General features: G+C 70.7%; 12 protein-coding genes. 7 read left to right on the top strand and 5 right to left on the bottom strand.

The window, feature by feature from the left end; genetic code table 11:
* The first annotated feature begins 433 nt into the window (after positions 1-433).
* A complete protein-coding gene (locus ACIBEF_RS25450; protein ID WP_088950132.1) occupies positions 434-1,294 on the top strand; it encodes a bifunctional methylenetetrahydrofolate dehydrogenase/methenyltetrahydrofolate cyclohydrolase in 861 nt (286 codons plus the stop codon).
* Positions 1,295-1,420: 126 nt separating this feature from the next.
* The gene (locus tag ACIBEF_RS25445; RefSeq protein WP_112583765.1) at positions 1,421-2,371 is read left to right on the top strand and encodes a malate dehydrogenase; all 951 of its coding nucleotides are present in this window, start codon (positions 1,421-1,423) and stop codon (positions 2,369-2,371) included.
* 137 nt (positions 2,372-2,508) lie between these two features.
* Here ACIBEF_RS25445 and ACIBEF_RS25440 read toward each other — a convergent pair whose 3' ends face one another.
* Positions 2,509-3,354 carry an MBL fold metallo-hydrolase gene (locus ACIBEF_RS25440; RefSeq protein ID WP_396795648.1) on the bottom strand — a complete coding sequence of 282 codons (846 nt, stop codon included), beginning with the start codon at positions 3,352-3,354 and terminating at the stop codon, positions 2,509-2,511.
* Between the two features lie 137 nt (positions 3,355-3,491).
* On the opposite strand from ACIBEF_RS25440, the gene ACIBEF_RS25435 reads away from it, so the two are divergent.
* Positions 3,492-4,709: an NADP-dependent isocitrate dehydrogenase gene (locus ACIBEF_RS25435; protein ID WP_124822264.1), complete on the top strand. Its 1,218-nt coding sequence runs from the start codon at positions 3,492-3,494 to the stop codon at positions 4,707-4,709.
* Between the two features lie 622 nt (positions 4,710-5,331).
* Here the strand turns inward: ACIBEF_RS25435 and galT are convergent.
* The 4 genes from galT to ACIBEF_RS25415 all read right to left on the bottom strand — a co-directional run bounded on the left by galT (position 5,332) and on the right by ACIBEF_RS25415 (position 10,472).
* On the bottom strand, positions 5,332-6,408 hold the full coding sequence (gene galT, locus ACIBEF_RS25430; RefSeq protein WP_396795647.1) for a galactose-1-phosphate uridylyltransferase: 1,077 nt from the start codon (positions 6,406-6,408) through the stop codon (positions 5,332-5,334).
* Positions 6,405-7,229 carry a DeoR/GlpR family DNA-binding transcription regulator gene (locus ACIBEF_RS25425; protein ID WP_396795678.1) on the bottom strand — a complete coding sequence of 275 codons (825 nt, stop codon included), beginning with the start codon at positions 7,227-7,229 and terminating at the stop codon, positions 6,405-6,407. Before ACIBEF_RS25425 ends, galT begins: the two co-directional genes overlap by 4 nt.
* Before the next feature lie 110 nt (positions 7,230-7,339).
* Positions 7,340-8,869 (bottom strand): adenylyl-sulfate kinase, encoded by a 1,530-nt coding sequence (gene cysC / locus ACIBEF_RS25420; RefSeq protein ID WP_396795646.1) that lies wholly within the window; start codon positions 8,867-8,869, stop codon positions 7,340-7,342.
* 88 nt (positions 8,870-8,957) lie between these two features.
* Positions 8,958-10,472, bottom strand: a complete 1,515-nt coding sequence (locus ACIBEF_RS25415; protein WP_396795645.1) for a glycosyltransferase family 2 protein — start codon at positions 10,470-10,472, stop codon at positions 8,958-8,960.
* 238 nt (positions 10,473-10,710) lie between these two features.
* On the opposite strand from ACIBEF_RS25415, the gene ACIBEF_RS25410 reads away from it, so the two are divergent.
* Genes ACIBEF_RS25410 through ACIBEF_RS25395 form a run of 4 tightly spaced genes read left to right on the top strand, consistent with a single transcriptional unit; the run spans position 10,711 to position 14,146 of the window.
* A complete protein-coding gene (locus tag ACIBEF_RS25410; RefSeq protein ID WP_238681676.1) occupies positions 10,711-11,625 on the top strand; it encodes an ABC transporter ATP-binding protein in 915 nt (304 codons plus the stop codon).
* Entirely contained in the window at positions 11,618-12,523 is a 906-nt protein-coding gene (locus tag ACIBEF_RS25405) for an ABC transporter permease (RefSeq protein ID WP_396795644.1), read from the top strand. The genes ACIBEF_RS25410 and ACIBEF_RS25405 overlap by 8 nt, the downstream gene beginning before the upstream one ends.
* Positions 12,523-13,434 carry an ABC transporter ATP-binding protein gene (locus ACIBEF_RS25400; protein ID WP_355010178.1) on the top strand — a complete coding sequence of 304 codons (912 nt, stop codon included), beginning with the start codon at positions 12,523-12,525 and terminating at the stop codon, positions 13,432-13,434. Before ACIBEF_RS25405 ends, ACIBEF_RS25400 begins: the two co-directional genes overlap by 1 nt.
* A gap of 1 nt (position 13,435) precedes the next feature.
* Positions 13,436-14,146: an ABC transporter permease subunit gene (locus ACIBEF_RS25395; protein WP_396795643.1), complete on the top strand. Its 711-nt coding sequence runs from the start codon at positions 13,436-13,438 to the stop codon at positions 14,144-14,146.
* Positions 14,147-14,191: the final 45 nt, after the last annotated feature.

Raw genomic sequence — 14,191 nt, 5'->3', positions numbered from 1 at the left:
GTCAGGCCCGACGCTGGGTTTACGCTGCGCAACAAGCGGTAACGGTAGGTCGGTGACGGGCCTTCGACAACGACGCGGTTGCGGGTGGGTAACGGTCCGGGGTTGATTCAGTTGTCGAAGGCGGGTGAATCTGCTACCCCAAACCGGACTCATCGACGTTGGCCTGCTGAAATCCCGACGTTTCACGTTGCGTTCGAACCCTTCTGGTCATGTCGACGCCGCCTGGGGTGGCCGTCCCTTCTCCGTGGGCCAGGCCCGGCCTGTCTGGTTCGACAGTGACCGAATCCATAGACAGTCACTGAAAGTGACTAGCAACACCTCACGCAGGGTTACTCCAGTGGCCCGTCCGATGGCCGCCCCACCGCAGTGGCCGGCGGACGGCCCGGAGCGAGGTCGTCTGATCCGCGGGCGGTGGCCGTGAGACGATCTGGTCGTGACGGCGACGCTTCTGGACGGCAAGGCAACCGCAGCGGAGATCAAGGACGAGCTGCGCATCCGGGTGAAGGCACTGGCGGAACGCGGCATCACCCCCGGGCTGGGCACGGTCCTGGTCGGGGCGGATCCGGGCAGCCAGGCGTACGTCAACGGCAAGCACCGCGACTGCGCCGAGGTGGGCATCGCCTCGATCCGCCGCGAACTGCCAGCCGACGCCACCCAACAGCAGGTCGACGACGTACTGGCCGAGCTGAACGCCGACCCGGCGTGCCACGGCTACATCGTCCAGCTGCCGCTGCCGGCCCACCTCGACACCCAGCGGGTGCTGGAGCTGATCGACCCGGACAAGGACGCCGACGGGCTGCACCCGGTCAACCTGGGTCGGCTCGTGCTCGGCTACGACGGTCCGCTGCCGTGCACGCCGCGCGGCATCGTCGAGCTGCTCCGCCGGCACGACGTGGCGCTGCGCGGGGCCACCGTCGCGGTGGTCGGTCGCGGCAACACGGTCGGCCGCCCGCTCGGCCTGCTGCTCACCAGGCGCAGCGAGAACGCCACTGTCACCCTCTGCCACACCGGCACCCTCGACCTCGCCTCGCACACGCGCGCCGCCGACATCGTCATCGTCGCGGCCGGCGTACCGGGTCTGCTCACCGCCGACATGATCAACCCCGGCGCGGTGGTGGTGGACGTCGGCATCACCCGCGTCATCGGAGCGGACGGCAAGGGCCGCTACACCGGCGACGTGGACCCGGAGGTGGCCGAGACGGCCGGCGCGCTGGTCCCCATGCCCGGCGGCGTGGGCCCGATGACCCGGGCCATGCTGCTCACCAACGTCGTCGAGCGCGCCGAGCGCGGCTGAAACGGACGCCGGCGACGCCGGTGACGTTCGCCCCATCCCGGCGACGGCCGCCGCCCCTGGCCTGTTCGGTGCCAGGATGACTGATACGGTCCGGAAAACCGACTGGTATCAGGGAGTGGGACGACCATGGGTAAGAAGGTCACTGTCGTCGGGGCTGGCTTCTACGGCTCCACCACCGCACAGCGCCTGGCCGAGTACGACGTCTTCGACACCGTAGTGATCACCGACATCGTGGAGGGCAAGCCCGCGGGCCTCGCGCTCGACCTCAACCAGTCCCGGGCCATCGAGGGCTTCGAGACCAAGGTGGTCGGCGTGACCACCGGCCCCAACGGTGAGGGCTACGAGAGCATCGAGGGCTCCGACGTCGTCGTGATCACCGCTGGTCTGCCGCGCAAGCCCGGCATGAGCCGGATGGACCTGCTGGAGACCAACGCCAAGATCGTCCGCCAGGTCGCCGAGAACGTCGCCAAGTACGCCCCGAACGCCGTCGTCATCGTGGTCTCCAACCCGCTGGACGAGATGACCGCGCTGGCCCAGCTCGCCACCCAGTTCCCGAAGAACCGGGTGCTCGGCCAGGCCGGCATGCTCGACACCGCCCGGTTCAGCAACTTCGTCGCCGAGGCGCTGAACGTGCCGGTGGCCTCGGTACGCACCCTGACCCTGGGCTCGCACGGCGACACCATGGTCCCGGTACCGTCGAAGAGCACGGTCAACGGCAAGCCGCTGCGCGACGCCATGCCGGCCGAGCAGATCGAGGAGCTGGTCGTCAAGACCCGCAACGGTGGCGCCGAGGTGGTCGCGCTGCTCAAGACCGGTTCGGCCTACTACGCCCCGTCCGCCGCCGCGGCGCGGATGGCGAAGGCCGTCGCGGAGGACTCCGGCGAGGTCATGCCGGTCTGCGCCTGGGTCGACGGCGAGTACGGCATCTCCGGCGTCTACCTGGGTGTCGAGGCCGAGATCGGCGCCGAGGGCGTCAAGCGGGTCGTCGAGACCGACCTGGACGCCGACGAGCGCGCCAGCCTCCTGGAGGCTGCCGAAGCCGTCCGCGCCAAGCAGGGCGACATCTCCAGCATGTAGTTCCCCGAACCACAGCATCAGCGAAGGGCGCGCCGGCGAAGCCGGCGCGCCCTTCGCCGTCCACCCCACCCACTATCCGCGATTGATCATGAGGTTGGCGGCAGTGATGGGGGTCGAAAAGCCCGTCAACCTCATGATCAACCGACTCGGGAGGTGGGGTGGTTGGGGTGGGGTGGGTTGAGGGCGGGGAGCGGGGTGAAGGGGGTGTTGAGGTGGGGGGTGGCCAGGATGGTGGGGGAGTGGGTGCGCAGGGCGGTTCGCCGGGAGGTGCGGGCTTGTTCCGGGTCTTCCTCGTGGGCGTACGCCAGGTCGGGGTCGACGAGTTGCACCATGTGCACCAGCAGGTCCCCGGTGAGCAGCATCCGCTCGTCGGCCGAGGTCAGGAGCACCGACTGGTGACCGGGCGTGTGGCCGGGGGTGGGCAGCAGGCGTACCGCTGGGGTGAGGGCGGTCTCGCCGTCGACCACCCGGAGCTGGCCGGCGGCGCGCAGGGGCGCGATGAGGCCGGCCGGCAGCCCGGGGTTGAGCGTCTCCGCCGCGTCGATCTCGGCGCGCTGGACCAGGTAGCTCGCGTTCGGGAAGTACGGCCGCCCCGGCATGCCGGTGACCGCCCAGCCGATGTGGTCGCTGTGTAGGTGGGTCAGGACGACAGTGTCGACGTCGGCGGGGTCGATGCCTGCCGCGGCCAACTCGGCGGGCATCCGCCCCGGCACTGGCGCCCAGCTCGCGGCGGGTGCGTCGGCTGGGCCGATCCCGGCGTCGACAAGCGTGACCGGCCCGTCTCCGGTGCGGATCGCGAAGCTGCGGAACGGCAGCCACCATTGCCCGTCGGCCGTCACCGAGCCGGGGTCGCGCCGGTCGGCCTCCGCCCAGTGCGCCGCTGTGGCCTGCGGAAACGCCTCCGCGCGGGGCTGGAAGAAGGCACCCTCACCGTCGGTGAGGGCGGTGACCGTGATAGACCCGAGGGTGCGGCTCAGTGGCATCGGACGATGATTCCAGGGCATTCCTGTTCCGCGCAGCCCGGTTTCGCCGGCCGGTCGAGGCCGGCTGGGGGCTGCCCGCCCAATTGCAGTACGCTCGTACTGCTTGAGCACGTGTCCCCCGAGAGGAGCGCCGGCCGATGGCGAAGATCAAGGTAAACAACCCGGTCGTAGAACTCGACGGCGACGAGATGACCCGGATCATCTGGAAGCAGATCCGGGAGCAGCTGATCCTGCCCTACCTCGACGTCGACCTGCACTACTACGACCTGTCGATCCAGCACCGCGACGAGACCGACGACCAGGTCACGATCGACGCCGCCAACGCCATCAAGGAGCACGGCGTCGGCGTCAAGTGCGCGACCATCACCCCGGACGAGGCCCGGGTCGAGGAGTTCGGCCTGAAGAAGATGTGGCGGTCGCCCAACGGCACCATCCGCAACATCCTCGGCGGCGTCGTCTTCCGTGAGCCGATCATCATGTCCAACGTGCCGCGGCTGGTCCCCGGCTGGACCAAGCCGATCATCATCGGCCGGCACGCCCACGGTGACCAGTACAAGGCCACCGACTTCGTCGTCCCCGGCCCGGGCACGGTGACCATCACCTACACCCCGGCCGACGGCGGCGCGCCGATGGAGATGGAGGTCGCCAACTTCCCCGGCGGCGGCATCGCCATGGGCATGTACAACTACGACGAGTCGATCCGGGACTTCGCCCGGGCGTCGTTCCGGTACGGACTGGACCGCAACTACCCGGTCTACCTGTCCACCAAGAACACCATTCTCAAGGCGTACGACGGTCGGTTCAAGGACATCTTCGCCGAGGTGTTCGAGGCCGAGTTCAAGGCCGAGTTCGCCGCCGCCGGCATCACCTACGAGCACCGGCTCATCGACGACATGGTCGCCGCCGCGCTCAAGTGGGAGGGCGGCTACGTCTGGGCCTGTAAGAACTACGACGGTGACGTGCAGTCCGACACCGTCGCGCAGGGCTTCGGCTCGCTGGGTCTGATGACCTCCGTCCTGCTCTCCCCGGACGGCCGGACCGTCGAGGCCGAGGCCGCGCACGGCACCGTCACCCGGCACTACCGGCAGTACCAGAAGGGCGAGAAGACCTCGACCAACCCCATCGCGTCGATCTACGCCTGGACCCGGGGCCTGGCCCACCGGGGCAAGCTGGACGGCACCCCGGCGGTCACCGAGTTCGCCAACACCCTGGAGCAGGTCATCGTCGACACCGTCGAAGGCGGCCAGATGACCAAGGACCTCTCGCTGCTCATCTCGCGGGACGCCCCGTGGCTGACCACCGACGAGTTCATGAACGCGCTCGACGAGAACCTGGCCCGCAAGATCGCTGCCTGATCCAGGCGTACCGCGTCATCGGAGCCCGCCGGCATCTCAGCCGGCGGGCTTCGGCGTGTCCGGCATCGCCGCGCCGGTCGGCGTCACTGCCCCCGGCGCGCCTCGTTGACCAGGATGGACGAGATGCCAGTCGCGTCCAGGAAGGTTGACCACGGTCGACCTGCGGCACCCGTGCGCCGATCAGCCAGCCTTCCCGGCTGTGCCGTGCACAGCCAGCCGTCCCTTCCCTGCGGGGGGCCCTGTCCCGGGCCCCCCGCGCCCTGTTTCCCACCAAGCTCAGGCCGCGCGCACAGCAGGGCTGATGCCGTCTTGGCCCTGCGCTACGCCGCCATGGCCCGTGTCCCTCGCGGCGGCCGAGCGGGGATTGGCCTCGACCGCCGAGACCGTTCCCCGAGGCCAGACCAGGTTGGTGCAGAGCACGACGGTGCCGGCCGGCGGGCACTCCAGAGAGCGTGATGTCTGTGAGTCATCACGATGACTCACAGACATCACGCTTCCTGACGTGTGGGGTGGGAGGTCGGGCCGCGCTCACGGCCGCGTCGGCGTGCACTTGTTGCCTGGCCGAATCGAGGCGGCCGATCAGGTCGTCGAGCTGGCGTACGAGGTTGGCGGCCAGGAGCGTTCAAGCGGCGCGCAGCAGGTCGGCGGCGCGTTCCGGAGCGATGTCGTTGATGAAGACGCCCATCCCGGATTCGGAGCCCGCCAGGTATTTCAGCTTGTCCGTGGCCCGCCGGATGCTGAACAGCTGCAGGTGCAGGTGGCCCAGCTCGCGGTCGACCCGTACGGGAGCCTGGTGCCAGGCCGCGATGTACGGCATCGGCATGTCGAACAGGCCGTCGAAGCGGCGCAGGAGATCCAGGTAGAGCGGCCCGAAGGCTTCCCGCTCGCTGTCGTTGAGCGCTGGGATGTCCGGCACCACGCGGTGCGGCGCGACGTGCACCTCGAACGGCCAGCGGGCGGCCGCCGGGACGAACGCCGTCCAGTGTTCGTTCTCGGTGACCACCCGGTCACCGGTGGCGCGCTCGGCGGCCAGCACGTCCGCGTACAGGTTGCCCCCGCCGGTGCGCTCGGCGTGCCTGCGTGCCGCGGTCAGCAGCGCGCGGGTGCGCGGCGTCACGAAGGGGTACGCGTAGATCTGGCCGTGCGGGTGGTGCAGCGTGACACCGATTTCAACGCCCCGGTTCTCGAAGCAGAAGATCTGCTCGACGCCGGGCAGTGCGCCGAGTACCTCGGTGCGGTCGGCGAGGGCGTCCAGCACGGTGCGGACCCGGCGCGGGGGCAGGCTGGCGAAGGAGGCGTTGTGGTCCGACGTGAAGCAGACCACCTCGCATCGGCCGAGGCCCGGCCGGACCGGTGTGAACGGGGTGATCTCGCCGGGTTCCTCGGCCACCCGACCGCTCAGCGACGGGAACCGGTTCTCGAAGACCACCACGTCGTAGTCGGGTGCGGGGATCTCGGTCAGCCGGTCGCCCACCGACGGGTCGAGAGGGCACTCGTTCGCCGGCGGGAGGAAGGTGCGGGTCTGCCGGTGCACGGCGACCGCCACCCACTCGTCGGTCAACGGGTCGTAGCGCAGCTGCGAAGCGGGGGGAGGCGGCGGCAGGTCCCGACGGTCCGGCTGGTCGCGGACCGCGTCGTCGCGCTCGTCGAAGTAGATCAGCTCCCGGCCGTCGGCCAGGTCGATCGCGGTGCGCTTCACGGCGCCGTCCCCTCAGTTGTCGGCGTGCGCGTCGCGCGGCCCGCCCCTGTCGCCTTGACCATGATCAGTTCGCCCACCTGTTCGCCGAGTACCCGTCGCGCGGGTGGAGGCAACCGGTCGTCGCTGACCAGTACGTGGGCCGCCGTCAACCCGACGATCGAGGAGATGCCGACGGTGCCCCACTTGGTGTGGTCGGCGAGCACCACCAGCCGGTCCGCCGCCGCCACGAGCGCCCGATCGGTCTCCGCCTCCATCAGGTTCGGTGTGGTGAACCCGGCCCGCTCGGTGATGCCGTGGACGCCCAGGAAGAGCAGATCCAGGTGCAGTGAGCGGACGGCCCCGACCGCGAGCGGACCGACCAGCGCGTCCGACGGTGTGCGTACGCCGCCGGTGAGCACCACCGTCTGGTCCGGGCGGCCACCGGCGTGCATGATCTCGGCCACCGGCAGCGAGTTGGTCACCACTGTCAGCTCGGGCACGTCCAGCAGCCGGCGGGCCAGTTCGGCGGTGGTGGTGCCGGCGGAGAGCGCGACCGCCGCTCCCGGCCGGACCAGTTGAGCCGCCCGGTCGGCGATGGCGGCCTTCTCCGGCAGTTGGCGGACCGACTTGGCGCGGAAGCCCGGCTCGTCGGTCGAGCTTGGCCCGGTCGTGGTGGCGCCGCCGTGCACCTTGGCCAGCAGGCCGCGCTCGTGCAGCGTGTCGAGGTCACGGCGGATGGTCATGTCGGAGACGCCGAACTCGCCTGCCAACTCGCTGACCCGGACGCCGCCGGTCGTGCGGACCCGCTCCAGGATGGCCGCCTGCCGCTGCTGAGCGAGCATCAGCCGTGCCTCCCCGAGCGTCCACGTCCTCACGCGGTCAAACGTGTTCCAACAAAGATGAACACTAGCGCGTGCCGCTCAGCGGTGAAAGAAACGGGTACGGCGATGCCTCAGGCGGTGGCGATCTTCAGCTCCACCCAGCCGGTCTCGGTCAGATGGTGCAGCACGGCCTGCACCGCGTCCGCCACGCTCAGGTCGGTGGTGTCGATCACCAGATCGGCGTCGGTCGGCTCCTCGTACGGGTCGTCGATGCCCGTCATCCCGGTGAGCAGGCCAGCTCGCGCCCGCGCGTACAGGCCCTTGCGGTCCCGTCGCTCGCACACCTCCAGCGGAGTGGCCACGTGCACCAGCACGAAACCCGATCCGGCGGCGAGAGCCATCTCCCGGGCGGTGGCCCGGGCTGCCGCGTACGGGGCGATCGGACAGCAGATGCCCACGCCACGGTGCCGGGCGATCTCGGCGGCCACCCAGCCGATCCGCCGGACGTTGAGATCCCGGTCGGTCTTGCTGAAGGTCAGACCGGCGGAGAGTTCCCGACGCACCACGTCCCCGTCGAGCAGGGTCACCGTGCGGTCGCCGCTCTCCCGTAACGCGTCCGCCAGCCCTCGGGCGATCGTCGACTTGCCGGAGCCGGAGAGACCGGTCAGGAAGACCACCAGCCCTCGCTGCCGGCGCGGCGGCCGGGCTCGGGCCAACTCCCGTGCCACGGCGGGCGGCGTGTGCCACTCCGGTAGCGGGAAGCCCCGGTCGAGCAGGTCGTCGATCTCCGGCTGGGTCAGCGCGAGCCGGCGGTTGCGCGGCGGGATGTCCTCCCGCCAACGCCACTGCCCGTCGCGGTTGTCGTAGGCGAGTTCGCGCGGCACCAGCACCCGCAGCCCGGCGCCGGAGAGCATCTCCCCGGTGGAGAGCAGGTGGGTGACCCCGTACGCGGCCGAGACCCGGGCGCGCAGCAACGCGTCGCTGATCTCCTCGCGTCGGTGTGACAGCGGCACCGCGATCAGGGTGGCGGGCGGCATCCGGTCCCGCGCGGCGAAGATCGAACGGACCAGCGCCTCCGGTGGGAGCCCGTCCGCGCCGCCCTCGCCAACCGGGATCATCACGAGCAGATGGGCGGCCAGGGTGCGGGCGGCGTGCGCGATCTGGGCGAGCTGTGGACGATGCAGCGGCCGATCGGCGATCACACCGAGCACCCGGCCCGGGGGCAGCAGCGCACGGACCTCCTCCGGGTTGCGCCGCAGTCGCTGGAACGGGCCGTGCCCACCGTCGCCCAGCCGCCGAACCTGGCCGCCCACTCCCGCCACGCCGTCGCGGACCGGCCAGACGTCGGCCACGTCCAGGGCGGCCGCGGGGGCGCCCTCCCCGTCGGTCAGCACGAGCGCCCGGCGGGCCGGGTCTCGCGGATCGAAGCTCTGCGCCAGGGCGGCCGGCACCTGGAGAACGACCGCGACCTGCCACGGTGTGCCGTCCGCCAGCCGGGCGCGTCGGCTGACCGAGACCAGGTCGGCGCGGGTCATGAAGCCGGTCAGCGGGGCGTACGCGCCGGTCAGCAGCAGCTCCAGATCCGCGAGCTCACCGGGACGTGGCGTGTACGCCGGTGCGTCACGCAGCACCTCGTCGGGCAGCACCCAGCCGTTGCTCATCCACACCCCCCACTCGCTGACCGGCACACAGTTTCGCAGCCGACCGCCCATCGGTCGAGGGCGCCACTCCAAGACCCACGCGGGCGGATCAGCGCTTGATCCGCCGGCCTACCGCCGACCGCAGCCGGTTCCACACCTTCCGCTGGTCGCGGATCCGGGGTCGCGAGCCGTCGGCCCGGCAGATGAACACCAGCGGCAGTCGGGCGTCCTCGGTCCAGCCCACGTTCGTGATCCGGGCCTTGAGCTGCCAGCTGCCTCTGGTCCGGCCCCCGTTGAGGGCGGCGAAGTCGATCGTGGCGGTGGCCCGGTGCACCAGGTGGACGGTGTCAACTCCGGTCGTACCGGTGATCCGCTCGGTCTCGAAGGTGTTCGGAAGGAAGATCTCGGCGCCGGTCTCCCGGTGGCGGGCCACCAGGTCCAGGCGGGCCTTGCGCACCTGCGCGGTGGCGTCGAGCACCTCGGGGGCGATCTCGTCCATTGGGAGCACCAGCACGTCGCGGCCGTCGTCGGTGCGGAAGCCGACCGGCTGGTTCTCCGAGCGCAACTCGGCGGCGAGGGTCACCGTGACGGCGTGGTCCGCGCGCCGGAGTTCGCCGATCGTGCCGTGCGCGGCGATGCCCGCCTCCCAGCGTGCCAGCTTGCGCAGGTCCGCGACGCGGCCCCGCTCCGCCAGGTATGCCACGGCCCGCAGAAGAGGCGGCAGCCCGGCGGCGACGCCAGGGGCGAAGCGGTCCTGGATGATTTTCTGCGTCTCCAGCGCGACCTGCTCCAGCCACGCCTCGTCGGCCTCCAGCAGCCGCTTGCCGCGCAGTCGGCTGATCATCTCGTTGCGCAGCCAGCGCCGGTGCAACCGGTCCCGCAGCGGACCGGGCTCGGTGTGCGCGTCGACGATGTCCAGCGCCTCCCGCACGGCCCGGTAGTAGCCTGACGGCTCGAACCGGCCCGCGGTGACGTTGCGCGCGTCGGTCCGGTGGACGTGGTGGTAGCAGATGTAGTCGGACAGCACCGAGGTGTGCCGGCTCAGGAAGTAGGCCCGCGCGACCATCGCGTGGTCCTCCAGCCGACGCTTTCCGCCCTCCGGAAACCGCAGATCGTGCTCGTTGAGGAAGGCGCGCCGGAACAGCTTGTGACAGGTCAGGCTGTCGATCAGGGGCGAGTTCGCCAGGGTGGCGTCGAAGCGGTTCTTACGAAACAGTTCCCGCGGCACCGGGCGCCCGTGCCCGGCCATCTTGCCCACCACGATGTCGGCGTCGTTGGCCTTCGCGCAGGCGTAGAGCCGCTCCAGGGCCTCGTCGGCGAACCAGTCGTCGTCGTCGGCGAAGAAGACGTACTCGCCGCGGGCGTGTTCGATGCCGAGGTTGCGCGGACGCGACGGCCAACCGGAGTTCTCGATGTGCAGCACCCTGATGTGTGGGTGCTCGGCGGCCAGCTGGTCCAGCCGCTGCGCGGTGTCGTCGGTCGAGCCGTCGTCGACGAAGACGGCTTCGAACTCGCTGGCGGGCAGTGACTGGCGCAGCAGCGAGGCAGCGAGCTTCTCGATGTGTCGGCCACTGTTGTACGCCGGCACCACGACGCTCACCTTGGGGACGCCCACCTCGGCCATCAGGATTCCTCCCGCGTCGTCGGTCGATCACCGGGCCGGTCGATGGCTGGTGAACGGGAGGTGAATGGTGTCACCCCGGACGGGTCTTTCCCAAGGCGGGGTCGGGTCGAAGGCGGGACCGGCGCAAACGTCGCGGGAGCCGCAGTGGGGACCTTAGGGGTCCGGCGCGAAAAGGATCAGGGGAGTGCCGGGGGCGTGCCGGTGTCTCTGCTGGGCATCGACTCCCTACGCTGGGCCCGTGACACTGATCGCGACCCAGTCGCTCACCAAGACGTACGGAGGTCGGGTCACCGCGTTGGCCGACCTCACCGTCGCCGTCGAGCCCGGGATCATCGGCCTGGTGGGCGCGAACGGCGCCGGAAAATCCACGTTGATCAAGATTCTGCTCGGCCTGATCGCACCAACCAGCGGTCAGGTCTCGGTGCTCGGCATCGACCCGACCGCAGACCCGGCGGCTGTCCGCAGCCGCGTCGGCTACATGCCGGAACACGACTGCCTCCCACCGGACCTGTCCGCCGCCGAGCTGGTCACCCACCTCGGCCGGATGAGCGGCCTTCCCCGCACCGCGGCTCGCGAGCGGGCCTCGGAGGCGCTGCGGCACGTCGGGCTCTACGAGGAGCGCTACCGCCCGGTCGGTGGCTACTCGACCGGCATGAAGCAGCGCGTCAAGCTGGCCCAGGCGCTGGTGCACGACCCCGACCTGCTGTTGCTGGACGAACCGACCAACGGCCTGGACCCGGCCGGCCGCGACGCCATGCTGGCCCTGGTGCACCGGATCGGCACCGAGTTCGGCATCTCCGTGCTGGTCTGTTCGCACCTGCTCGGGGAGGTGGAGCGGATCTGCGACACGCTGATCGCCATCGACGGCGGCCGGCTGCTGCGCGCTGACAACATCTCCGCGATGACCACGGCCACCGACGTGCTCGCCGTGGAGGTGAGCGAGGGCACCGAGGAGCTCGCCGCCCGACTCGCCGAGCTGAAACTGCCGGTCGCCCGGGACGGGCGACTGCTCCTCGTGCCGCTCGCCGACGACGGCACCTACGACCTGATCCTCGGTGCGGTCGCCGAACTGGACCTGCCACTGCACCGACTGGACCAGCGCCGGCACCGGGTGGCCGAACTCTTCGCCACGAGGGAGCTCACTCATGCCTGAGCCGTCCACCGCCGCCGTACGCTCCACGCCGACCGGCGTCATCCACGACATCGGTTACCAACGCTACGAGGGCCCGAGGCTCGGCCGCCGGCAGGTCTTCGGCGCTCTCTACGGGCACGGTCTGCGCACCGCGTTCGGTCTCGGCCGCAGCGCCAAGGCCAAGATCTTCCCGTGGCTGGTGGTCGGCATCGTCAGCCTGGTCGCGGTGGCCCTGGCCGCAATACGCAGCCAGATCGGCGAGCCGGTGGCCACGTACGCCCAGTTCGCCGACGCGATGAGCTGGCTGGTCATCTTCTTCGTCGCGGTCGTCGCCCCGGAGCTGGTCTCCCGGGACCTGCGCAGCGGCGTGCTGCCGCTGTACTTCTCCCGGCCGCTGCCGCGCACCGACTACGCGTTGGCCAAGTTGCTGGCGCTGGTCACCGCCCTCTGGCTGCTGCTCGGCGGGCCGCAGCTGCTGATGTTCCTGGGTGCCGCGTTCACCACCAAGCAGGGCATGCGCGGGGTGTGGAACGAGCTGCTCGACCTGCTCCCGGGGCTGCTCTACGCCGGGCTGTGGGCGGTGGTCTTCGCCTCGGTCGGCCTGCTGGTCGCGTCGATGACCGGTAAGCGCGCCTTCGCCGCCGGCGGCGTGGTCGCGGTCTTCCTGATGACCACCCCGATCGTGGGCGTGCTGAGCATCCTGCCGTCGCGTGCCGCCAACGAGCTGGCCGGGCTCGCCTCGCCCTCCACGCTGGTCCAGGGGGTGGGTATCTGGTCCCTGGGTGACCTGCTGGTCGAGGGCGATCCGGGCGAGATGATGATCGGCGGGTTCGGCCCGGTCTACGCCCTGGCCGCGGTGCTGCTGGTCGCCGGCGCGACCGCCCTCCTGCTGGCCCGCTACCGGAAGGTCGCCTCCTGATGAGCACGCTGAGCCTGACCGGGGTGTCCCGGTGGTACGGCAACGTGGTCGCCGTCAACGACATCAGCATGGCCCTCGGCCCGGGCGTGACCGGGCTGCTCGGCCCGAACGGCGCCGGCAAGACCACGCTGCTGCACATGATGGCCGGGTTCCTCTCGCCGTCGCGCGGCACCGTCACCCTCGACGACGAGCCGACCTGGCGCAACCCCGACGTCTACCGGCGGCTCGGCCTGGTCAGCGAGCGGGAGGCGGTGCAGGGTTTCCTCACCGCCTACGAGTTCGTGCTGGCCAGCGCGAAGCTGCACCGGCTGCCCGATCCGGCGGCCGCGGCCCGACGGGCGATCGATCTGGTGGAGCTGGAGTCGGCGCAGGACCGCCGCATCGGCACGTACTCCAAGGGCATGCGCCAGCGCGCCCGGGTGGCCGCCGCGCTGGTGCACGACCCGCAGGTGCTGCTGCTCGACGAGCCGTTCAACGGCATGGACCCGCGCCAGCGGCTGCACATGATGCAGCTGCTGCACACCCTGGGTGACGCTGGCCGGACGATCCTGTTCAGCTCGCACATCCTGGAGGAGGTCGAACAGGTCTCCGGGACGGTGCAGGTGATGGTGGCCGGCCGGTTGGCCGCCTCCGGCGACTTCCGGACCATCCGCCGGTTGATGACCAACCGCCCGCACGTCTTCGCGGTGCGCTCCACCGACGACCGGGCACTGGCCGTCGCGCTGATCGCCGAGGCGTCGGTGAGTGGGGTCGAGTTGGACCCGACCGGCCTGACCGTCCGGGCCGGTGACTACGGCGCGTTCACCCGGGCGCTGCCCCGGATCGCGCTGAACAAGGGCATCCGGGTACGCCAGCTGGTGCCGTCCGACGAGTCCCTGGAGAGCGTCTTCTCCTACCTGGTGGAGGCCTGACATGTCGACAGTTACCTGGATCACCGCGCGCGGGTTGTTCGGCCGCCGTCGGTTCCTGCTGCTGCTGCCGCTGCCGTTGGTGCTGCTCGGGTTGGCCGTGCTCTGCCGGTCGCTGGGGGTGGACCCGCGCCAGTGGGGGCCGCCCGTGCTGGTCGGTCTCGGGCTGGCCGTGGTGCTGCCGGTGGTCGCGCTGATCATCGGCACCGGCGTGCTGGGCGCCGAGATCGACGACGGCACCGTGGTGCACATCCTGACCAAGCCGCTGCCGCGTTGGCAGATCGTGCTGCCGAAGCTCGCGGTGGCCGCCGGGGTCACCGCGGTCACCGTGGCGGTGCCGCTCTACGTCGCGGGTGTGCTCGCCGATTCGGTACGCCTCGGACTGGCGCTGGCGGTCTCGGCGGCGCTCGGCGCGCTGGCGTACTCGGCGTTGTTCCTCGCGCTCAGCCTGGTCACCAGGCGGCCGGTGCTGCTCGGGCTGGTCTACGTGCTGATCTGGGAGGGGCTGCTGGGCAACTTCGTCAGCGGCACCAAGGTGCTCTCCATCCAGCAGTACGTGATCGCCCTCGCCGACCGGATCGCCCCCACCGGGCTGCTGGAGACCAGCGTGTCGGTGCCGGTGGCGTCGGTGATGACCGCGCTGGTCAGCGTCGGCTTCACAGTGCTCGCCATCGACCGCCTGCGCTCGTTCAGCGTGGCCGGCGAGACGAGCTGACAACGGTGCGAGCGGCTGTTCCGGCCAGCCCCCGCGCGGCGGTAG

Origin of the sequence: Micromonospora sp. NPDC050795 (assembly GCF_044456785.1) — a bacterium.
GTDB lineage: Bacteria > Actinomycetota > Actinomycetes > Mycobacteriales > Micromonosporaceae > Micromonospora.
The sequence above is the reverse complement of the archived record's forward strand: the minus strand, read 5'-3'. Positions and strand labels throughout refer to the sequence as shown.

What these genes read in the sequence shown, in the direction of transcription:
- ACIBEF_RS25445 (WP_112583765.1), top strand. Translation starts at nt 1,421, where the DNA reads ATGGGTAAGAAGGTCACTGTCGTCGGGGCTGGCTTCTACGGCTCCACC.
- ACIBEF_RS25440 (WP_396795648.1), bottom strand. Translation starts at nt 3,354, where the DNA reads ATGCCACTGAGCCGCACCCTCGGGTCTATCACGGTCACCGCCCTCACC.
- ACIBEF_RS25435 (WP_124822264.1), top strand. Translation starts at nt 3,492, where the DNA reads ATGGCGAAGATCAAGGTAAACAACCCGGTCGTAGAACTCGACGGCGAC.
- ACIBEF_RS25425 (WP_396795678.1), bottom strand. Translation starts at nt 7,229, where the DNA reads ATGCTCGCTCAGCAGCGGCAGGCGGCCATCCTGGAGCGGGTCCGCACG.
- cysC (WP_396795646.1), bottom strand. Translation starts at nt 8,869, where the DNA reads ATGAGCAACGGCTGGGTGCTGCCCGACGAGGTGCTGCGTGACGCACCG.
- ACIBEF_RS25415 (WP_396795645.1), bottom strand. Translation starts at nt 10,472, where the DNA reads ATGGCCGAGGTGGGCGTCCCCAAGGTGAGCGTCGTGGTGCCGGCGTAC.
- ACIBEF_RS25405 (WP_396795644.1), top strand. Translation starts at nt 11,618, where the DNA reads ATGCCTGAGCCGTCCACCGCCGCCGTACGCTCCACGCCGACCGGCGTC.
- ACIBEF_RS25400 (WP_355010178.1), top strand. Translation starts at nt 12,523, where the DNA reads ATGAGCACGCTGAGCCTGACCGGGGTGTCCCGGTGGTACGGCAACGTG.
- ACIBEF_RS25395 (WP_396795643.1), top strand. Translation starts at nt 13,436, where the DNA reads ATGTCGACAGTTACCTGGATCACCGCGCGCGGGTTGTTCGGCCGCCGT.